This window comes from Serratia sp. Z4, assembly GCF_009900725.1.
In the GTDB taxonomy this organism is placed as follows: Bacteria; Pseudomonadota; Gammaproteobacteria; order Enterobacterales; family Enterobacteriaceae; genus Serratia; species Serratia nematodiphila.
The window spans coordinates 1,174,965-1,194,107 of record NZ_JAAABD010000002.1; the positions used below are offsets into that span (position 1 = coordinate 1,174,965).

The 19,143-nt window shown below is 57.7% G+C and carries 19 protein-coding genes and 1 tRNA gene; 7 read left to right on the top strand and 13 right to left on the bottom strand.

Annotated features, from left to right (window positions below; genetic code table 11):
* Positions 1 to 108: 108 nt before the first annotated feature.
* Positions 109 to 768 (bottom strand): heme exporter protein CcmB, encoded by a 660-nt coding sequence (ccmB, locus tag GT753_RS13410; protein ID WP_015378625.1) that lies wholly within the window; start codon positions 766 to 768, stop codon positions 109 to 111.
* Positions 768 to 1,400, bottom strand: a complete 633-nt coding sequence (ccmA, locus tag GT753_RS13415) for a cytochrome c biogenesis heme-transporting ATPase CcmA (protein WP_015378626.1) — start codon at positions 1,398 to 1,400, stop codon at positions 768 to 770. Before ccmA ends, ccmB begins: the two co-directional genes overlap by 1 nt.
* Positions 1,401 to 1,629: 229 nt before the next feature.
* Between ccmA and GT753_RS13420 the strand changes: the two genes are divergently transcribed.
* Both GT753_RS13420 and GT753_RS13425 read left to right on the top strand, forming a co-directional pair.
* Complete coding sequence (locus tag GT753_RS13420; RefSeq protein ID WP_160125665.1) at positions 1,630 to 2,556, top strand: formate/nitrite transporter family protein; 927 nt, start codon at positions 1,630 to 1,632, stop codon at positions 2,554 to 2,556.
* A gap of 129 nt (positions 2,557 to 2,685) precedes the next feature.
* Positions 2,686 to 2,760, top strand: a tRNA-Arg gene (locus GT753_RS13425).
* A gap of 93 nt (positions 2,761 to 2,853) precedes the next feature.
* On the opposite strand, the gene GT753_RS13430 is transcribed toward GT753_RS13425, so the two are convergent.
* The 4 genes from GT753_RS13430 to GT753_RS13445 all read right to left on the bottom strand — a co-directional run bounded on the left by GT753_RS13430 (position 2,854) and on the right by GT753_RS13445 (position 6,846).
* Entirely contained in the window at positions 2,854 to 4,128 is a 1,275-nt protein-coding gene (locus GT753_RS13430; RefSeq protein ID WP_230857998.1) for a lactonase family protein, read from the bottom strand.
* A 20-nt stretch (positions 4,129 to 4,148) separates the two neighbouring features.
* Positions 4,149 to 4,949, bottom strand: coding sequence for a helix-turn-helix domain-containing protein (locus GT753_RS13435; RefSeq protein ID WP_160125666.1), 801 nt, complete (start codon positions 4,947 to 4,949; stop codon positions 4,149 to 4,151).
* A gap of 702 nt (positions 4,950 to 5,651) precedes the next feature.
* Positions 5,652 to 5,873: a hypothetical protein gene (locus tag GT753_RS13440; RefSeq protein ID WP_004936288.1), complete on the bottom strand. Its 222-nt coding sequence runs from the start codon at positions 5,871 to 5,873 to the stop codon at positions 5,652 to 5,654.
* Position 5,874: 1 nt separating this feature from the next.
* The gene (locus tag GT753_RS13445) at positions 5,875 to 6,846 is read right to left on the bottom strand and encodes a hypothetical protein (protein ID WP_015378630.1); all 972 of its coding nucleotides are present in this window, start codon (positions 6,844 to 6,846) and stop codon (positions 5,875 to 5,877) included.
* Between the two features lie 227 nt (positions 6,847 to 7,073).
* Between GT753_RS13445 and GT753_RS13450 the strand changes: the two genes are divergently transcribed.
* From GT753_RS13450 to dsdC, 3 genes are all read left to right on the top strand, one after another.
* Positions 7,074 to 8,570 (top strand): helix-turn-helix transcriptional regulator, encoded by a 1,497-nt coding sequence (locus GT753_RS13450; protein ID WP_160125667.1) that lies wholly within the window; start codon positions 7,074 to 7,076, stop codon positions 8,568 to 8,570.
* 134 nt (positions 8,571 to 8,704) lie between these two features.
* A complete protein-coding gene (locus GT753_RS13455; RefSeq protein ID WP_004936297.1) occupies positions 8,705 to 8,956 on the top strand; it encodes a CsbD family protein in 252 nt (83 codons plus the stop codon).
* 466 nt (positions 8,957 to 9,422) lie between these two features.
* Entirely contained in the window at positions 9,423 to 10,355 is a 933-nt protein-coding gene (dsdC, locus tag GT753_RS13460) for a DNA-binding transcriptional regulator DsdC (RefSeq protein WP_160125668.1), read from the top strand.
* Between the two features lie 11 nt (positions 10,356 to 10,366).
* On the opposite strand, the gene GT753_RS13465 is transcribed toward dsdC, so the two are convergent.
* The 3 genes from GT753_RS13465 to GT753_RS13475 are packed head-to-tail and all read right to left on the bottom strand — an operon-like array spanning position 10,367 to position 11,933.
* Complete coding sequence (locus tag GT753_RS13465) at positions 10,367 to 10,669, bottom strand: hypothetical protein (protein ID WP_015378633.1); 303 nt, start codon at positions 10,667 to 10,669, stop codon at positions 10,367 to 10,369.
* A 3-nt stretch (positions 10,670 to 10,672) separates the two neighbouring features.
* Entirely contained in the window at positions 10,673 to 11,596 is a 924-nt protein-coding gene (locus GT753_RS13470) for a DMT family transporter (protein WP_031300558.1), read from the bottom strand.
* A gap of 46 nt (positions 11,597 to 11,642) precedes the next feature.
* The gene (locus GT753_RS13475) at positions 11,643 to 11,933 is read right to left on the bottom strand and encodes a hypothetical protein (protein WP_015378635.1); all 291 of its coding nucleotides are present in this window, start codon (positions 11,931 to 11,933) and stop codon (positions 11,643 to 11,645) included.
* 397 nt (positions 11,934 to 12,330) lie between these two features.
* Between GT753_RS13475 and GT753_RS13480 the strand changes: the two genes are divergently transcribed.
* The gene (locus tag GT753_RS13480; RefSeq protein ID WP_015378636.1) at positions 12,331 to 13,482 is read left to right on the top strand and encodes a porin; all 1,152 of its coding nucleotides are present in this window, start codon (positions 12,331 to 12,333) and stop codon (positions 13,480 to 13,482) included.
* A 57-nt stretch (positions 13,483 to 13,539) separates the two neighbouring features.
* Here the strand turns inward: GT753_RS13480 and mltB are convergent, their stop codons facing one another.
* On the bottom strand, positions 13,540 to 14,628 hold the full coding sequence (gene mltB, locus GT753_RS13485; RefSeq protein ID WP_088381823.1) for a lytic murein transglycosylase B: 1,089 nt from the start codon (positions 14,626 to 14,628) through the stop codon (positions 13,540 to 13,542).
* A 285-nt stretch (positions 14,629 to 14,913) separates the two neighbouring features.
* Between mltB and GT753_RS13490 the strand changes: the two genes are divergently transcribed.
* On the top strand, positions 14,914 to 15,369 hold the full coding sequence (locus tag GT753_RS13490) for a DUF805 domain-containing protein (protein ID WP_015378638.1): 456 nt from the start codon (positions 14,914 to 14,916) through the stop codon (positions 15,367 to 15,369).
* Here the strand turns inward: GT753_RS13490 and pgaD are convergent.
* The 3 genes from pgaD to pgaB are packed head-to-tail and all read right to left on the bottom strand — an operon-like array spanning position 15,366 to position 19,140.
* Entirely contained in the window at positions 15,366 to 15,806 is a 441-nt protein-coding gene (pgaD, locus tag GT753_RS13495) for a poly-beta-1,6-N-acetyl-D-glucosamine biosynthesis protein PgaD (protein WP_015378639.1), read from the bottom strand. The two genes, GT753_RS13490 and pgaD, sit on opposite strands and share 4 nt — an antisense overlap.
* Positions 15,803 to 17,137, bottom strand: coding sequence for a poly-beta-1,6-N-acetyl-D-glucosamine synthase (pgaC, locus tag GT753_RS13500; RefSeq protein WP_160125669.1), 1,335 nt, complete (start codon positions 17,135 to 17,137; stop codon positions 15,803 to 15,805). The genes pgaD and pgaC overlap by 4 nt, the downstream gene beginning before the upstream one ends.
* Positions 17,134 to 19,140: a poly-beta-1,6-N-acetyl-D-glucosamine N-deacetylase PgaB gene (gene pgaB / locus GT753_RS13505; protein ID WP_015378641.1), complete on the bottom strand. Its 2,007-nt coding sequence runs from the start codon at positions 19,138 to 19,140 to the stop codon at positions 17,134 to 17,136. Before pgaB ends, pgaC begins: the two co-directional genes overlap by 4 nt.
* Positions 19,141 to 19,143: the final 3 nt, after the last annotated feature.

Genomic DNA, 19,143 nt, shown 5'->3' on the forward strand with positions numbered 1-19,143 from the left:
TCACGGTAATTTTTATGCGTCGGCCGCCTCGAGCGTTCGAAACGGCGAAAATCTTCTGCGGGGTACGCTCTTGCCGGCCTTGCCCCGTCTGTTCATTCAATTTGTTAGCTAGTGCACGCTCACTCGCAGCGCCGCTGCGGCGGCAAACGGCGCCAATGTCACGCTGCCCGCCAGCATCGCGCCGAGTATCGCCAGGTAACCATCAATCGGCATACCCATCGCGGCGGCGTCGATCGCGCCAGTGGCGAAGATCAGCACCGGGATATACAGCGGCAGCACCAGCAGGCTGAGCAGCACGCCCCCTTTGCGCAGGCCGACGGTCAGCCCCACGCCGATAGCGCCGATCAGGCTCAGCGTCGGCGTGCCGAGCAGCAGCGTCCCCGCCATCGCCAGCCAGGTTTGCATATCAAGCGACAACAGCAGCGCCACCAGCGGCGACAGGATCAGCAGCGGCAATCCCGTCACGACCCAGTGAGCACACACTTTTCCCAGCACCGTCATCGGCAGCGGCGTCGGCAGCAGCAACAGCTGCTCCAGCGAGCCATCGAGGAAATCGTCGCGAAACAGCCGCTCCAGCGACAGCAGCGAGGCCAGCAGCGCCGCCACCCACACGATGCCCGGCGCAATGCGCGCCAGCAGCTGCGGTTCAGGGCCAATCCCCAGCGGGAACAGCGTGATCACAATCAGGAAAAACCACAGCGGGTTGACGATCTCCGACCCTTTACGGCAGGCGATCTTCAATTCGCGACGCACCAGAGTCAAAAACATCACAAACTCCCCGCGTCGTGTTCCGCCAAACGAATTTTGCCCACCGTTTGGCTGACGCCGGCCAAATCCTGATGCGTGGTCAACAATACCATGCCGCCCCGCTGCGCATGTTGTTCAAAAAGGCTAATCAACTCGGCCACGCCCTGTTTATCGATTGCCGTCAACGGTTCATCGAGGATCCACAGCGGCGCCGCGCTGAGCCACAATCGCGCCAGCGCCACCCGTCGCTGCTGCCCGGCCGAAAGCTGCGCCACCGGCAGATCTTCGTAGCCCACCAATCCCACCTGCTCCAACGCGCGCCAGATGGCCTGATGCTCGGCCGCGCCGCGCACCGCCTGATAAAACTGCAGATTTTCGAAGGGTGTCAATACGGCTTTGATGCCCGGTTGATGGCCGATAAACAGCAAATCTTGCTGATACGCCGCGCGATCGCGCAGCGTGTTGCGCCCGCGCCAGCACACCTCACCGCCGTCCGGCCGCGCCAGACCGGCGAGGATGCGCAGCAAACTGGTCTTGCCCGCGCCGTTCGGCCCTTCTACCTGAATGATATCGCCCGGCTGAACTGAAAAGCTTAGCTCGCTAAACAGGATGCGTTCATCGCGCACGCAACTCAGACTTTTGGCTTCCAGCATCGGGGAACTCATATTTTTCTTTGGGATAGCGAATCATAGCATAAGCCTTTCCCCACACGCAGCCTGCGGCGGGCGCGCCGGGGGGCCAATATGGCGAGCAGGATCAAGAATGCGCGGAAAAAAGCGGCGGATTTTAACTCTTGTTACCTTTTTCTGTATTTCGCCGCATTTAGGCTGGGCAACTACGCTTAATGACGTGACCTCACCCTTATTGAGCAGGAGCGACAGCATGAACGAACAGCAACGCCAGGAGCACGAGCAGGATGAGACGATGCGGGTAGAGAGCGAAGAGCAGGAACAGGGCAAGCGCGAAATCGAAGTCAGGGAAGAAAATCTGCCGTCGCGCGCGGCGGCGGTGCATGAACAGATCCGGATGGAAGGCGAAAAAGAGCTGGAGCGCGACGGGCTGGCGCTGCTGTGGTCGGCGATCGCCGCCGGGCTGTCGATGGGCGCCTCGCTGGCGGCGAAAGGCATTTTCCACGCCCGCCTGCCGGACGATCCCAGCCGTTTCTTCCTCGAGAACCTCGGCTACACCTTCGGTTTTATCATTGTCATTATGGCGCGCCAGCAGCTGTTTACCGAAAATACCGTCACGGCGGTGTTGCCGATCATGCATAAGCCCACGCCGCGCAACCTGCTTATTTTGCTGCGCCTGTGGGGCGTGGTGCTGCTCGGCAACCTGATCGGCACCGGGCTGGCGGCGCTGGCGTTTACCCATATGCCGCTGTTCGACGCCGGGACGCGCGGCGCCTTCATCAGCCTGGGCGAAGAGGTGATGCGCCATACGCCGGGAGAAATGTTCGCCAACGGCATCCTGGCCGGCTGGATCATCGCCACCATGGTGTGGATGATCCCGGCCGCCGGCGCGGCGAAAATCTGGGTGATCGTGCTGATGACCTACCTGGTAGCGATTTGCGATTTGACCCATATCGTGGTCGGTTCGGTAGAGATCCTCTATCTGGTGTTCAACGGCGCGATTGGGTGGCAGGAATTCGTCTATGCGTTCGCCCTGCCAACGCTGGCGGGCAACATCATCGGCGGCACCTTTATCTTTGCGTTGATAAGCCATGCGCAGATCCGCAACGATTTGAGCGCCCAAAAACGGGCGGAGCGGCAGCAAGAGGAAAAACGGCGCCACGGCGGGGAAAAACCGTGATCGCCGTCGGTCAGGCGAGGAAATTTCGGCGCTAACTGGCGAGGTATTGAGCAAACGCACCGCTAAGCGCTTATTCTGCGGGTAAAAAAAGGTATAATGCCCCGGCAGCTTCGGTTGCCGGCCCGCAGCGTCCCCGTAGTTAAACGGATATAACAAGCCCCTCCTAAGGGCTAGTTACTGGTTCGATTCCAGTCGGGGACACCATTATTTATTATCAAGCCATTCCCCATCATCGGCACCCGCAATCCCCCTTCTCCACGCCTCAGATCCGATTTCCCCCGCGCGTTATGATGGGCGTTAATTAAAAAACTTAATATCCGTCGGCGTAGCAATCGTCGCCGCCTCGCCTCTGGCCTTCAACTCGCCCGTCTCATCATCGAAATCGAACAGCGTAACGGTATTGGTGAACACATTCGTGACATAAAGATGCTTGCCGGTGGCATCGAAAGCGAGCGCACGCGGTTCAATGCCGCCGGCCTCATAGCGCCTCGTCTCCCCTGGCAGCCCATCCCCACCAATTTTTAATATCAGCAAATGGTTATCGGCACCGCGATTGGTGGCAATAAGATATCTGCCGCTCGGGCTGAGGATAATGGCTCCGCCGCTTTTCGCCTCCGCTGAATCCTGCCCGCCGTTCAGTTTCACTTTCCCTTGTTGCGTCAATCGATGGTCGCTGACGGTAAACACCTCGATTTCACCCGCCATTTCGGTGATGACATAGGCATACTCGCCTTTCGGCGAGAACACCATGTGCCTTGGGCCGGCGCCTGGCGCAAAGCTGACATCGCGCGATGCGTCCGCCTGCAGCGGCTGTGCGCTATCCGAGCGATAGCGATAGGCGTGCAGCTTGTCCCCGCCGAGATCCGCCGCATACAGATATTTACCATCGCGGCTGAAGATGGTTGAGTGCGCATGGCCCCCTTCCTGACGCCCCTGCACGGCGCCAGAACCTGATATAAACGGATAATGCTGCACCTGTTCACCCAGTTTGCCGTCACTGCCAATTGGCAATACCGTCATCCCCGCGCCGCCTTTGGCGACGGAGTAGTTGGCGACAAACAGAAACTTGCCATCCGGACTGAGGGTGGCATGCGTCGGCTGCTGGCCCGCACTGCTCACCGTATTCAGCACCCGCACGCTGCCGGCTTCGTCTATTGCCAAGGCGGTCACCGTTCCCGCGTTCTCCTCATTGGTGGCATAGGCGAAACGGCCATCGCGAGATTTTACGATCCACGATGGGCTGTTCATTTTAACCACGTCGAGCAGCGTTAACGTGCCGTCGCCATTAACCGCCAGGCGATAGAGCCCTTCACTGGGTCTTGCCGGTTTCTGCACCGCAGGCGCATTCGGAATATGGGTCCAGGTACCGACTAACGCTATTTGCTGATGTTCCCGATTATTGGCCATCGCATTTCCTGAAAACATGAGAGAAATTAACACCGCAGTTAATTGAATGGCTTGCCAGCCTGAGCCGGCAACGATTGTTCGACCAAGTTCAGACAATATAGAAGGTAGCATAAAGCGAGCTGGATGGCGCTTATTAATCGAGTCGAGAGTTTTTTCTCTATTCATGATATCTTCTTGCCTCATCACTATGTCACAGGAATAAGTATATCGACATTGACAACCTTGCCATTTAGATCCTCTTGCCTATATAACTCTATAAAAAAGCTCTCCCTCATTTTGACATTGATGGCAGGCAGATAAGCGTCATACATTACATCGAAAAAGTCAATATATTCTGAAAGCTCCCCCGTAAAGGGGATGACAATATATTTACCCATAGGGATATAGAAGTTAAAGATGGAATGAAAAACCTCTTGCCCCTTGCTGTTGGAATGCCATTTATTACTCCTGTTCTTTTCCACATTACATCCCCCCCGCTGCTTGCTTAACCATTTTTCATTGGTCCGTGCAATGTCGCCGGTATCTCTGAATTTTCTTATAGAATGAAAATTCAGTGATTTGTAATGCTTTAACATCTCAATGTCATCCGGCATGACCGTGTGGTAGAAGTAGGGTTTCTTATCGTTGCCATACGGCGGGATCTGCGTGGAAAAATCCCATCCCCGGCTGTTTCTAAAGCTGTTGGGCGTTTCGCCAAAGAAACGTTTGAATGCCCGCGTGTAACATTGCTGAGAGGCAAACCCGGATGCCAGGGCGACATCCAATATGTTCCCTTGGTGCTGTTTGAGCAGAATAGCAGAGCGACTCAGTTTTCTATTCCTTATATAAGTCCCTAACGTTATACCAAAATAATGCTTAAACAGCCGTTGCAAATGCCATTTAGAGTAACCTGAGATAATGGAAACCTTTTCAACTGTCAGCCCCTCGACAATATTCTTTTCCATATACTCCAACACCTGCAAAAGAATATCTTTTCTGTAATCCATATGTGCTCCTTGCTTTTATAAGATTTGCGTCCTTTTTATTAAAATCGTTAACCAACCAAACCAAGTCATTAAGATTAATCCTAAAAAAAACCAGCCTGTCAATTCATTTTTTTCGGTATGGGAAAAACTATCGCATAAATAACTGAAAATGATCATGTTATATAAATCTCTCCGCAAGAAACCCATAAAACAAAATCAACTCGCGTAAAGTGCACTCATCAAAGATGCACTTGCCACACCAGGCAGAATCACACTTTTTGATAATTGTTTTACCTTAAAGTGTTTTTTACAGCCAGATTGCATGGCCGAATAGGAATTTCATCATCACAAATGAAAACGCATTTTATATGCCTGGCCCGCCGATAAAACGTACTGCGAAAGAGATATAAAGTATGACCGACAGTAAAAGAAGACGGGAGGGATAAGCTCAAGGCTGAACATCGGTCTCAATAATCTCGCGTCGCGATAGCGCGTTTCTTTTTTATCGTTCCTGCGCAGAGAAAACGGATATTTTAACAAACCTTGCTCGATGCCCTGTTTTACAAACCGCGCCCATTGGGAACCCTGCCTACTCCCATGAATCGCCCATCTCTCCCCCGGTAAAATGCCGAGCCGACTCGCCCGCGCCTTGTTGTCAGAACGGCCTGCGGCCGCAAACAAAAAGCCCAGCACGCGAGGCTGGGCTTTTCATTAACGGCCTGATTAATCAGCCAGGTTGTCGATCTCTGCGGACCTGTGCTTGCGCAACAGGTACAGCAGCAAAGATACCCGCCGCTCGGTGCGTTCCGGGGTATCCGGCGGCAGGTTGTAGCGCAAGGTATAACGCTCGTTGTTCTCGTTGCAGAAATCGATGACGAGCACGGGAGCAGAGGCCCCCGCTACTTTTCGATAATTCAGCGAGATGCACGACAGGTTTTTTTTCATCTCAACTTACCGCGACAGTGCGGCGGGTTGATTCGGCAATCCGCCCCACGCCGGCGCTCAACGCAGCGCCCAACAGCAGCACCAACAGCGAACCCCACGCGGCGCGAGACAGCTGTTTGGCCGCTTCATCGGCCGCTTCACGCGCTTTCTGCTCAGCCTCGGCCTTGAGTTTTTCCACCTTCTGCGCCGCCTGCTGGTAAGCCTGGGCGTAGTTATCGACGATTTGGCTCGCTTCATCGCGGCTCTTGCCGGTGCGTGCCGCAACGATATTCACCAGCGCGTCCTTATCGGCGGCGCTCAACGCCGGCTCACCGGACTGCTTGACGCGCTCGAACCACTGCTTAAGCTCGGTGGCGGACTGCGCCGGATCGGCCGCGGCATCCACGGCCGACTGTTTGCCGTCGGCGGCCGCCCGATTGGCTCTCTGCTCCAACCGAGCAGGATCCAGCTCCGGCTTACCGGTCTGCTTAAGGGTGGCGTTCAACTGATTTTCCAGGCTTCCCCAGTCAAGGCTGATGCCCTTTTTATCCAGCTGTTGCTTGAGGCCTTCGCCTACGTTTGGCGCTGCCGCCGCCAGGCCGCTGCCTGCCAGCGAAAGCCCTTTACCCACCGCGCTTCCCGCCAGCCCCACTACGCCGCTCGCCAATGAAACCATCAGCCAGGTGGTCAACAAGGTGGTGATCGCCCAGCTCAGCAAGCCATGCAAGCCGCCGCGATTCGGTGCGGAGCGGCCGGCGACGAACGCGCCTGCGGCCAGCGATGCCAACGTTGAAACCAGCAGCCAGATCCCGGTGCCGGTGCCAAAGCCGCTCAGCGGGTTGCCCTTTTGCATCATATCCACGGCCTGGGCACCAATAGCCGTGCCCAGCACGCTGAAGGTCAGATAAGTCACCAGCGCCACGGCACTCCCGGCCAATATCGAGCCCCATGACACCTGAAACGCTAAGCGATTTGATTCATAGACAGTGGTCATCGTTGTTCCTTATATTTTCTGGACAAGTGATTGCACGCACGGCGGGTAACCGCGCAGACAAATTCAGTCTGCCGCGCGGCGTCGTCGGCCGTCCCGGTTCATTTGCATCAGAATGCCTGGTGCATTTATACCCTGCGAATACGCACGTTATGCACTAAGCTGCTCAGCGAATAGCGTAACCCGCGGCCGCCTTAAGAGGCCGCCCCCTTCTGTCTAGCGGAGAACACATGAGCCAATCCGTTTTGGCCAGCGAAACCCACCGCGGCCACCTGCAGCAAATCATCTCCGGCTTGTCCGACGGCGTGATCCTGACGGATACCGATCAAACCTTGCTATGGGCCAACGAGGCCGCGTTGACCATGCATGGCGTGAGTCATCAGAAAGCTCTGGGGGCCAATGCCGGCGAATACGCGGCGCGTTTTGCCCTGCGCTATCGCAACAATCATCCGCTGGTTTTGGAACAGTACCCGCTGAACCGGGTTGCCGAAGGCGAAACCTTCACCGATGTGGTGGTGGAGGTTCGGCAGGTCGACGATCCGGACAGCTTCTGGGTGCACCGCCTGCGGAGCCTGATTATCACCGATGCGCAGGGGCAACCGGAGCTGCTGGCACTGATCCTGAGCGACGCGACGGAGTGGGCCAGCGCCGAACAGCGCTTTGAAAAAACCTTCAACGCCAATCCGGCACCGGCAGTCATTTGTCGGCTAAGCGACCTGCGTTACGTCAAGGTCAACCAGGGGTTCCTTGATATGACCGGTTACCAACGTGAACAGGTCATGGGGCGTTCGGTTTATGAACTCGACGTTTTGGAACAGGCGGAGCACAAAGAACTGGCCGTTCAGCGCCTGGGGGAAGGCGCTACCATTCCGCAGATGGAGGCCGAGCTGAAGCTGCCCGGCGGCGGAAGCAAGCTGGTGGTGGTTGCCGGCCAACCCTTGGATATCAATGAAGACGACTGCATGCTATTCACGTTTACCGATCTCGAACCCCGGCGCCAGGCAGAATCGGCGCTGCGAGAAAGTGAAGAACGGTTTGCCAAGGCATTTCGCCTGAGCCCGGTGCCGACGTTGTTATGTACCGCGCACGAGCGGCGCGTGCTGGATGTCAACGAAGCCTTCACCCGCACCACCGAGTACGACGCCGAAGACTTGATCGGCAAGACGGTCGGAGAGATCCCGTTTATTGACGATCCGGAGGCGAACCGCCGTTTGTTTGCCGCCCTGGAAAAAAGCGGCAACGTCGAAGGGCTGGACATCCGGGTGCGCAAGAAAGGGAGCGAGTCGATTGACTGTGTGGCCTCGGCGGATGCCGTCAGCATCCACAATGCGCCCTGTTATCTGCTGGTGCTCATGGACATTACCGAACGCAAACGCTCGGAGCTGGAGCTGGTAAGCGCCATCGAAGAAGTGATGCAGGACGCCTCCTGGTTCAGCCAAACCCTGATCGAAAAATTGGCCAACGTGAAAAGCATCAATCGGCCCGACCAGGCTGGATTTACCGCCAGCGATCTCACGCCGCGCGAGCGCGATGTGCTGGAATTGATTTGCGAGGGGCTGCCGGACAAGAAAATCGCGGCGCGTCTCAATCTGGCGCTCAACACCATCCGCAACCATGTCGCGACGGTCTATTCCAAACTCGGCGTGCATAGCCGCAGCGAAGCCATCGTCTGGGCCAGAGAACGCGGGCTGTTTACCGGTGTGCTGGCCTTCAGGAATGGCAAGTAGCCTGCAAATGCACTACCCAAACCGATGCAAACGCCCCTTATAGGCCAAAAGTGAAGTGCATAACATGGCGGTGCAAATGCAGGCTTCCGTCCTGTGCGGAAGCCAAACGGATCGAACCTTAGGAGCGCATCACAATGAACAGCGAAAAAGCCAATGGCATGATGGAAAAAGTGGCGGGCAAGGCGCAGGAAATCGCGGGCGACGTCACCGGCAACGAACGTTTGCAGGCCGAAGGCGCCGCGCGCCAGGCAGCGGGCGTGCTGCAAGAAAAATACGGCGATGCCCTGAGCTGCGCCGGCAACATGATGAAGAAAAACCCCCTCGCCGCATTGGCCCTCATTGCCGGCGCAGGCCTGTTGACCGGCCTGCTGCTGCGCCGCCGTTGATGCGCGCCGGCGAACAAACCGCTTTTCCCTGAATGCCGCGCCCGGTGGGTAGCCACCGGGCGCGGTTCTATCGGCCTGAGGGACGCAGTATTATCGATTGATGCCTCCGCTCGTTTGCCGCTGGAATTAACGCGTATTCTGTGTCGCCATGCGACGAATTATTGCGGTGAAACCGCTATATCCCGCAGGGAACATGAGCCTTTATCGTTCAGGCTGCCGCACACCGTCTTTACTCGCTGCTTATACGGCACGTCTTTTTATTATATTCGTCCTATTGCAGATTATCATCACCCTCTCACTCAACGCGCCCACCACCTGTTATTTCCGGTTGTTATGCAAGCCAGTTAATTCCCCTGCAACATAACGATATTTCTCAGCGTAAAAACTGAATATATCAATCAGCCTGGGTTTATCCTCCGCGCCATTAAATGTTAATATTGCCGGATTATGCGCATGGAGAAATAGCATGTTCCCCAGTAAAAAACATTCGCAGCGGGCGACCCCGCTGACCAGCTATCAATTTTCCCGGCTGCATACTTTCGAATGCGTCGCCCGTCATTTATCTTTTGCGCTGGCGGCGCAAGAATTGTCGATCACCCCCAGCGCCGTGAGCCACCGCATTAATTTGCTCGAAAAGGAATTGGGTTTTCTGCTATTCCAACGCTTTCATCGCCGGATTACGCTGACGCCGGAGGGCGAACGCATGCAATGGGCGCTGGACAGTTCCTTCAACACCTTGAATCAAGAAATTCTGGACATCAAAAATCGCGAGTTGACGGGGACCTTGACCCTCTACTCGCACCCATCCCTGGTGCAATGTCTGCTGCTGCCGCGCATCGGCGACTTTATCGCCCAGCACCCCACCATTCACCTCAATATTCTGACCGGGCAGGAAATCATCAACCTGGCCAACCGCGGCGTGGATCTGGCGATGTACTTCGGCAAACTGCCCTCGGGGCGGCATCTGGACGAAGCCTTTATGCAGGAATCAATGGTGCCGATCTGCACGCCGCAGTACGCCGCCACGCATAACCTGTACGATGCGCCGGAAAACCTGGCCCTCTGCACGCTGCTGCACGATCGCTACAACTCCGGCGAAGATGAGTGGCAAACCTGGTCGCAACACTTTGCGCTGGGGCTGGATACCGACAGTAAAAGCATGGAGTTCGACCGTTCCGATCTTGCCGTGCTGGCCGCGACGCGACACCTTGGCGTCGCCATGGGGCGGCTCAATCTGGTGCAGGACTGGATCAAAAGCGGCGAACTGATCATTCCGTTCACCGACATGACCGTGCCCTGCGAGCACTGCTATTTTACCTCGACCATCTCCGAGCGGCAGTGGCCGAAGATCCTCGCGTTTAAGCAGTGGATCATGAAAATCTCCCCTCTGGTCTGCTGATGGCCAGAGGATTATCGCCATACTTTGGGGGAATAAGAAAAATGCAGCGCGCAGGCGTAGAGCCGGCCGGCCTTTGAATAAGAGATATTTTTGCGGTTTTTATCCCAGGTCAGCAGAGAATTATTGGCAAAATAATAAACCTCCAATTGCATCCCATTAGCCAACCTCGACCAACCTCGGCTTCTTATCACGGTAAAATCACCGTTATCGCTGAGCGTAATCAGCGGCACGCCCCAGGCATAGCGGGATATTTGCAGCTGAATAATGAATTGGCTTTCGCAGCTTATTTGGTAGTTCTGTACATCAACATCCATAATTTATATTTTTGGTGCCACCCTTCGGTCAACATAAATAAGATATGAACAACTCACTACGACTAACCCCAGTACGATCAACACAGCACCCAATACAAATTCAATTTGCAACGGTTCGCCGAGAATGACGGCCCCCGCCAGGATGCCGAATACCGGCGTCATAAAGGTGAGAATGCCCAGCGAGGAAGCCTGATAACGGCGCAACAATGAAAACCAGATCAGGTAGCTGAAAAACGACACGATCACCGTTTGGAACAACAGGCTGCTCCACGCCACGGGGCTCAGGACGACGTGCAAATTGTCCGTAGCCAGCGCCAGCAGCGACAGCAGCACACAGGCGCCCGTCAACTGGAACAGCAGCGTCTGTTTAGCCGGGCACTCCGCCAGGCGCGTGGTACGGATCACCAGGGTAGAACCGCCCCAGGCGATCCCCGCCAGCAGGCCATAGAAATCGCCTTTCAGCCGATCGGCCCCGCCGCTGCCCTCGGCCATGCCCGATATGGCCAGCACCACACCGCCAAAGGCGATGAGCATGCCCAGCCACTGCACCGGCGACAGACGCTCCTGACGATTCAGGAAATGCAGGCCAAGGGCAGAAAACAGCGGCGCGGTGTACAAAAACACCGCCATATGCGAGGCGCTGGTATAGCGCAGCCCTTCGGAGACAAAAAAGAACTCCAGCGCGAACAATGCCCCTACGCTCAGACCGGCGCTCAGCGTGGCGCGATCCCAGGTGAAACACTCGCCGCGGCAACGCGCCAACAGGTATACCCCCAGCGCGGCGAGACCCGAACGAATGGCAATTTGCAGCACCGCCGACACATCCGCCTCGGCAGCCTTGATCGCCACCTGCTGCATTCCCCAGATGGCGCAAAGCATCACCATGGCGGCGGCAGCTCTGCCGTCAATACCGATTCTTGCATTCATAATAGGGTTCTCGTCGCCGTTGAAATAATAACAGGCTGCCGTCGCGTTATTCTTTATACACCACGATTTCCTGATAAAGTTTAATAACCTCGCCGTCGCTGTCGACGGAGTCGGTATATTCAGTTTGCTGCGCTAAATGAATCACCTTCCATCCTTTGCGCGCCAGTTCCGGGATCGTCAGGCGCCCCACGCCGCGGCAGGAAAACAGGGTGTCGTCAGACAACCTGAGCTTACTAACCTCTGCATAATCATAAGCTTGAGAATGACAAACGTGCGATTCCGCCGCCATCGCCGGTAATGAAAACAGCCCCACCAACAACATTAACAGATTCCTCATGGCGACCTCCCAATCGCTTATTCCTGCCGACCGATTACGCAGAAAGCGGCTAACGTTAATACGGCGGTGACAGGCTTTAATTAATTATCTCTTGCACGGATAAAATTACAGGCTGACGCCGATGACTGACAAATGAAAAATATAAACCTTGGCGTTAGATGAATTCATCCGAATCGAAAGGCATGAAAAGCGGCCCTTTTCACCGCACGAAATGGTCAAAAACCGGCCAATAATTAGCAAGAAAAGTAATTATTTATTTTACCGTTTATGTTACAAATGCCGCCCGCCGCTAAAACACCAAAAAAACCGTCAAAATGCGTGAAAACGCAGCGTTATGCGCAAAACATCGGCATGGCGGCGCTGATGGGGGCGGTCATACATAAAACAGGGATAACACATGGCAATGAAATTGCGCGTATTGACTCAAGCGGTGGCGCTGGGTCTGGCGATCGGCAGCGCGTCGTTCGCCGCTCAGGCGGAAATCACCCTGCTGAAGCAGGATCCGCAGGCTGGCGATCCGCTCAGCCGCCTGAACTTCACCGTTGGCGGCAGTATCCGTCCGCAGTTCAACAACATGACGGGCGACGGTGACAAGGGCTCCTACAAGCGTAACGGCTTCGACGGCGGCACCCGCTTCCGTTTCGCGGCGGACTACTACCTGTTCGACGATATCAGCTGGATCAGCTACTACGAGCTGGGCGTGAACATTCCGGCGCTGTTCGACTGGGATCACCACTATGCCGACGGCGCGAGAAACACCAGCCGCCGCATGCTGTACACCGGCCTGAAAAGCAACACCTGGGGCCAGATGACCTTCGGTCAACAGAACAGCGTTTATTATGACGTGGTGGGTGCCAAAACCGATATCTGGGACTACGACATGCTGGCCCAGGCACCGGGCAACGGCATCAACGGTGACTACGACGGCTCTTACCGCTCACGCAAAATGCTGAAGTACAAGAACCGCTTCGGCGATGCGGACGTTTACGCTTCGTACCTGTTCAGCGACAGCGACTATCTGCCGGGCAACGGCCTGCGCTACAAGCGCAAAGGCGGCGGCTCACTGGGCGTGGATTACCACATTACGCCGGATTTGACCTGGGGCACCGCCTGGAACTACACCCGCGCCGAAATGCGCAATCCGTCCACCAGCGGCAGCAAGAGCTATGACCAGAACATTTTCGGTACCGCCATCAGTTGGAAACCGGACAACTGGACCCTCACCTTCGGCGGCGGTTACTACAACGACTTCCTGACCACCAAGAAAGCCGACATCAATAATTACTTCGCCGGCGACGCATGGGGTATCGAATACCTGGCCGGTTATACCGTGCCGGTTGGCCAGTACGCGGTGAAATCGGTGATGCCGTACTTCATGGGCGACCGCCTGGAATACATCACCGGCCGCAACTACCAGCGCATCGACAACGGCCTCGGGGTTACCGTGCAGTTTGACTACGGTTTCCGCGTTGACGTGGAGCACGTGCTGACATCGAGCACCGACAACCTCGGCGATATGACCGTGGTGCGCCTGCGCTACGATTTCTGATTGCTCAGAACGCAAAAAAGGCCGCGCAAGCGGCCTTTTTCGTTTATTGACGCAGCGTCAGAAGCCGCCGCGCGCCGAGCGCCCGACCGCCTCGCCCAGCTGCCATACCGCCATGGCGTAATGGGTGCTGTGGTTATAGCGGGTGATGACGTAGAAGTTCGGCAGGCCATACCAATACTGGTAGCCGGTGCCGATGTCCAGCCGCAGCAGGCTGGCTTCCTGATTATCGCCGAGCGAGCCCTGCGGGCTTAGGCCGGCTTCCGCCAGCGCGGCAACCGAGTAGCGCGTCTTGAAGCCGTTTTCCAGCCCCGGTGCCTGGCCGTTGGCCTGAATGGCGACCGGTTCGCCTTTGGACCAGCCGTGCGCCTTGAAGTAATTGGCCACGCTGCCGATGGCATCGACCGGATCCCACAGGTTGATATGCCCATCGCCGTTGAAGTCGACCGCATAGCTTTTGAAGGAAGAAGGCATGAACTGCCCATAGCCCATCGCGCCGGCAAAGGAGCCGCGCAGTTCGAGCGGATCGTCACCTTCGGTGCGCGACATCAGCAGGAAGGTTTCCAGCTCACCGGCGAAGTAATCGGCGCGGCGCGGGTAGTCGAAGGCCAACGTCGCCAGCGCGTCGATAATGCGGGTTTTACCCATTACGCGGCCCCAGCGGGTCTCCACGCCGATAATCCCCACGATGATCTCCGGCGGCACGCCGTACACCTGCCAGGCGCGCTGCAGCGCATCCTGATATTGATTCCAGAACACCACGCCGTTTTGCACGTTATCCGGGGTGATGAACTTGTTGCGGTAGCGCAGCCAGGAGCCATTCGGCCCGGTTGGCCCCTGGGTAGACGGCGTCGGCGCCTGCCTGTCCATCAGCCGCAGCACCGAATCCAAACGCCGTGCCTGCGCCAGCACGTCGTGCAGCTGCTGCCGATCAAAGCCGTGTTCCTGCACCATCTTATCGATAAAGCGCGCGGTATTCGGGTTATTGGCGAAATCCCCCCCCAGCGGCGCGCCGCTGTGCGCCGGGCTCAGCAAAAAGCCGCCCTTTACCGGGGTGCTCTGCGGCGTAGCGGTGGTACTGGGTTTCGGCGTGCTGCTACAGGCAGCAAGCAAGGTAATCAGCGGTAAAAGCGCAACCAGGTGACGCATCGGATATCCATATAGCCATGCAAGAGATAAGTGGGAGTTATGTTAATGCATTGTTCAACGCGAACAAACAGGATTATGCCGCCAATTACCGCGCCAGGTAGCCAAACGTGCCAAATTGTGACGTTTTGCACGGTGAAGGGACGCTCGATGCGGCCGCGTGGAATCTCAACCGCAACTAAATGAGAAAAATTATCACCTTGACGCCCGCATTTACCCCGATAAAATGCCCGGCTGCTTGCCATCCGGCCACCGCCGGGCGGTCAATGATTATGACAACGGATTGTGATGGACTCTCTCGGACAACTCGCCAAAGACCTTTATCGTGGGCGCATCTCGCGCAAACCCTTTGTTTTTTCGCTGGCGATCTTCGCCGTTGGCATCGTGCTACTGTCGTTTCTGTCGACCTATCTGGATAAAAACCATTTTCGCGCCCATGCGCACGGCGATACCGAGGAATTCGTCTCGGTGCTGCTGTATCTGCTGTGCATCATGGTGTGGGCGCTGTTCTGTTTTGGCCTGGTGGCGTGGTTTATGGCCAAAACCGCGTTTCGGCTCAACGATATCGGCCTGCCCGGATGGGCGCTGGCCGTGGCGTGCTATGTGTGTTCGGTGCTGAACAATTACTCTCCCGGCCCGGTGGCGCGCTGGCTGCCGCTGTTCAGTCTGGCGGGGATGATCTGCGCCCTGCTGTTGCCGCCCGACGGGCTGCGCCGCAAGCCGGACGGCAACGCTGACGATTAACGCAGCTGCACCACCTTGTTCGCTGCCGGTTCGGCCGCCGTCAGCCTGCCGCTAACCTGGCTGATACCGCCGCCGCTGTTGTGGGACACTACGGCGATCGGCAAACGCCGCAACTGCCGGGTCAGCTCCGGCGTGATATAGCCGATGTGGGTGTTCTGTTGCTGTTTCCGCCAGCGGTCGGCCGCCCTGCGACGGGAGAAATACTGGTTGTATTTGGCCCAGGCGATCAGAGTGACGGCATTGAACAACGCCACAATGATATACAGCGAGATCACTTCCAGCAGCGACAGGGCGGAGCCCACCCCGTGCTGATCCATCACCGACATCAGGCCGCGGCTGAACAGATAAAGAAAGCCGCACCAGGCGAAAAGCGTCAGCAGGCTGTCTACCACGCGCGGCAGCAGGCCGCGCTCGGAATAAATCAGGACGTCCGTCATTCTTTGATCCTCCCAATGCCCCGGTCGGGGCTTATCCAGCGCGCACGCCCGCGCCGAGCTTTCAACATCACTTTGGAAAACGCCACCAGCGTGGTCAGCAAGCTGAGCAGCCAATACACCAGCGGATACCAGATGATCCAGAACAACGAGCGGCCAAAGCCCTTCTCATAGCGCTTCTCCAGCAGCAGACTGACGGTGAACTGCAGCAAGCACACCACGCCCAGCACCAGGCCGGTAAACGCCGGCGTCAGCAGCGAGTGAATGCGGATGCCCTCCGGCAGCGGTATCGCCAGTCCAACCAGAAAAATCAGCACGCTGACCAGGTAAGTGAACGCCCACAGCGTGGAGAGGCAATACTCGGCGAACAGCAGCCACATATGCCGGTGCTCCCAGGCCCACAGGTTGCGCAGATTCTTTAAAAACACCTCGGCGCCGCCCTGCGCCCAGCGCAGGCGCTGCTTCCATAGCCCGCGCAAGGTCTCCGGCATCAGGATCCAGCACAGCGCTCGCGGTTCGAAGAAGATAGCCCAGTGCTTCAGCTGCAGCTTCCAGCTGATGTCGATGTCTTCGGTGATCATGTCCTGACTCCAGTAACCGACATCGGTAAGCGCTTGCTTACGAAACGCCGCGACCACGCCGGAGATGGTGAACAGGCGGCCATAAACGCGCTGCGTGCGCTTGATAAGGCCGATGATCGACGAAAACTCACCGACCTGGATGCGGCCGATCAGCGTGGAGCGCGTGCGGATGCGCGGATTGCCGGTCACCGCGCCGACATGCGGATTGGCCAACAGCGGCGCCACCAAATAGGCTGCCGCATCGCGATCCAGCAGCGCATCGCCGTCGATGCACACCAGATACTCGCTGCGCGCCGCCGCTGCGCCCGCCTGCAGTGCAATCGCCTTGCCCTGATTTTGCGCCAGATGGATCACTCGCAGCCGGGGGAACTCCAGCGTCAACTGGTCCAACACCTCGGCGGTGTCATCGCTGGAGCCGTCGTTGATGGCGATCACTTCGATATTGTCATAGCGCTGCGCCATCGCCGCCGAAATGGTTTCACGCGCGTTCAACCCTTCGTTGAAACAGGGGATCAGCACGCTGATCGACGGGTTGCCCGGCAGCGCCGGCGCGGGCATGTTCGGGCTCCAGCGCCAATGCCGCTCGCGATGCAGCCAGAAATAGATGCCGCCGGCGATCCAGATGCCGGACATGAACAACGGCCAGAAGAACACGAAGTTGAGCAGCATTTCGCCGGTAAACAGCAGGACAATGCCGAAAGGCACGCTCAACACCAGACACAGGATAAATAAGGCAATTAAACGATCGGTCATGGCAGTGGGAACCAGGCTGAGGACAACACCGGGCGAACGGCATCCAGCTTAGGCCGATCGTCGAGGAAGTTGTCGGGGTAATAACCAAAGCTCTGAGCGCCATTGCGCTGCAGGCGACGCATCCATTCGGCCAGCAGTTGACCGTCATCCAGGCTGATTCGGCGCTCCTTGCGCCAGTCGACAGCCTGCAACTCAAACACCGTTTTATCGAGCGCGCCGGGGTAAGCGGCCACTTTGCCCACCAGTTGATCCAGCCAGCGGCCGCTGTCGGCGCGCGGCACATTTTCCATCAGCGGCATCGCCATCGGCGCTACCCAGTCGTAGGCCTGCAGGAAATCCGCTAAATTCTGGCCGAACCAGGCTTCACTGGCGGGATCGAGTACCGGCATCGCATAAATATTGCGCGCGGTTTGCACCTGCGGACCGCGGATCGCCCGCACCCGTTCGGCCAGCGACTGGGTAAAGTCGATCAGCGCCCGGCTCTTGAAGCGCGTCCAGCGCGCCATCGCCTGCGGATCCTGACGAATCGCCGCCACCGAATCGGCGAAACCGGCCTGGCGATAGGCCGCAACGGCTTCGGGGCCGGCATCTTCGAAGTCCGACAGCAGCGCATCGTCGTGGAACAGGATCCCTTTGAAAGTGGCGTGGGCCGCCAGATCCTCGTAGATCTCACCGATGCGCTGGCGCGCCACCGGACTGAACGGCGACAGGCGACGATACTGCTTGTCGTCTACCGACAGCTGCCCGCTTTGCGGATCGAGGCGCTGCACGCGCGGCACGTCAGACCCCAGCTCGAACGCCAGCACCGGCATCCAGGCATACACGGCCACGCCGGTGCGCGACGAGAGCTGCCAGGAGACCCGGTTGAACAGGTCGGCCTTCATCGGCAGCCAGCGGTTGGGGAAATAGAGCTCGCGCACGTTGCCGTCGCCTTTTGGATCGGCGAACGCCTGCAGGAAAACGGTATTGATGCGCAGGTCGTAGATGCGCTGGATCAGCTTGTCGAGATTTTTGGCCTGCTGCTGCGGATCGGGATCGTAGAGGTAGTCGAGATCGACGTGCGCCACCCGCATGATCTGTCGGTTCTGTATCTGCGTCAGCTGCTGGGCGAAGCTCGTCAGCGACGGATTGCCGGCCACCAGCATGCGCGGCACGTTCTCAGGCGCGTTGACGTCTCCCAGCCCGTTCTCCAGCGTCAGCGCCATGCGGTAACCGTGCTTGCGCGCGATATCCAGCGCCACGCCGCCGGCCGCACCGTACGGCCAGACCCACACGCGCGGCGCCTTACCGGTGGCAGCGGTGATGCGCCGGGTGATCAACGCCACGTCCTTCTCGATGCGTTGGCGGTATTCCGTCTCGCTTTCATAGCGGCCCTGCTTGGCGTCGTACAGCCGATTGGCGACCGCCGGTTCGGTATTGCCCTGCGGGTTGGCGATGCCGCCATAATGCGAGGCGTAGGTATGCGCGCCGATCTCCACCAGCCCGGAGTCCGACACTTCCCGCACCTGCTGCCAGGTGAGGAAGCGATCGCGCGGCGTCATCAGGCCGCCGAAATCGACCGGCTTGTCGGCCGGCGCATCCAGCCAAACGCCGACCGGCGCCAGCACCGCCGGCCAGTTGTAGGCCTTCAGCAACGGGAATACCCGGCTGTAGAAGCTGCGGTAGCCGTCGTCGAAAGTCAGCAGCACCGCCTTGTTCGGCAACGCCGGGCCGCCGTTCTGCGCCTGCAGGATCTGCTCGACCGACACCGGCTGATAGCCGTTTTGCTTCAGCCAGGCGAACTGTTCGTTAAGCGCGCTGGTGCGCACCGACATGTAGCGCTGGTCCGCCGCGCCGTCTTCCACGTCGTGATACGCCAGCACCGCGTAGCGGTTGGCCGGCCACGGGCGTTCCATTGGCCCCACGGATCGCTCCGCCGGCGGCGTGAAGCGCGGTACGTCCGCCTGACTGCAGGCGGTGGTCAGCAACGCGGCCAGCACTAAAAGCGAGGATCGAATAAGCATGAT

What these genes read in the sequence shown, in the direction of transcription:
- ccmB (WP_015378625.1), bottom strand. Translation starts at nt 768, where the DNA reads ATGTTTTTGACTCTGGTGCGTCGCGAATTGAAGATCGCCTGCCGTAAA.
- ccmA (WP_015378626.1), bottom strand. Translation starts at nt 1,400, where the DNA reads ATGCTGGAAGCCAAAAGTCTGAGTTGCGTGCGCGATGAACGCATCCTG.
- GT753_RS13420 (WP_160125665.1), top strand. Translation starts at nt 1,630, where the DNA reads ATGAACGAACAGCAACGCCAGGAGCACGAGCAGGATGAGACGATGCGG.
- GT753_RS13430 (WP_230857998.1), bottom strand. Translation starts at nt 4,128, where the DNA reads ATGAATAGAGAAAAAACTCTCGACTCGATTAATAAGCGCCATCCAGCT.
- GT753_RS13435 (WP_160125666.1), bottom strand. Translation starts at nt 4,949, where the DNA reads ATGGATTACAGAAAAGATATTCTTTTGCAGGTGTTGGAGTATATGGAA.
- GT753_RS13440 (WP_004936288.1), bottom strand. Translation starts at nt 5,873, where the DNA reads ATGAAAAAAAACCTGTCGTGCATCTCGCTGAATTATCGAAAAGTAGCG.
- GT753_RS13445 (WP_015378630.1), bottom strand. Translation starts at nt 6,846, where the DNA reads ATGACCACTGTCTATGAATCAAATCGCTTAGCGTTTCAGGTGTCATGG.
- GT753_RS13450 (WP_160125667.1), top strand. Translation starts at nt 7,074, where the DNA reads ATGAGCCAATCCGTTTTGGCCAGCGAAACCCACCGCGGCCACCTGCAG.
- GT753_RS13455 (WP_004936297.1), top strand. Translation starts at nt 8,705, where the DNA reads ATGAACAGCGAAAAAGCCAATGGCATGATGGAAAAAGTGGCGGGCAAG.
- dsdC (WP_160125668.1), top strand. Translation starts at nt 9,423, where the DNA reads ATGTTCCCCAGTAAAAAACATTCGCAGCGGGCGACCCCGCTGACCAGC.
- GT753_RS13465 (WP_015378633.1), bottom strand. Translation starts at nt 10,669, where the DNA reads ATGGATGTTGATGTACAGAACTACCAAATAAGCTGCGAAAGCCAATTC.
- GT753_RS13470 (WP_031300558.1), bottom strand. Translation starts at nt 11,596, where the DNA reads ATGAATGCAAGAATCGGTATTGACGGCAGAGCTGCCGCCGCCATGGTG.
- GT753_RS13475 (WP_015378635.1), bottom strand. Translation starts at nt 11,933, where the DNA reads ATGAGGAATCTGTTAATGTTGTTGGTGGGGCTGTTTTCATTACCGGCG.
- GT753_RS13480 (WP_015378636.1), top strand. Translation starts at nt 12,331, where the DNA reads ATGGCAATGAAATTGCGCGTATTGACTCAAGCGGTGGCGCTGGGTCTG.
- mltB (WP_088381823.1), bottom strand. Translation starts at nt 14,628, where the DNA reads ATGCGTCACCTGGTTGCGCTTTTACCGCTGATTACCTTGCTTGCTGCC.
- GT753_RS13490 (WP_015378638.1), top strand. Translation starts at nt 14,914, where the DNA reads ATGGACTCTCTCGGACAACTCGCCAAAGACCTTTATCGTGGGCGCATC.
- pgaD (WP_015378639.1), bottom strand. Translation starts at nt 15,806, where the DNA reads ATGACGGACGTCCTGATTTATTCCGAGCGCGGCCTGCTGCCGCGCGTG.
- pgaC (WP_160125669.1), bottom strand. Translation starts at nt 17,137, where the DNA reads ATGACCGATCGTTTAATTGCCTTATTTATCCTGTGTCTGGTGTTGAGC.
- pgaB (WP_015378641.1), bottom strand. Translation starts at nt 19,140, where the DNA reads ATGCTTATTCGATCCTCGCTTTTAGTGCTGGCCGCGTTGCTGACCACC.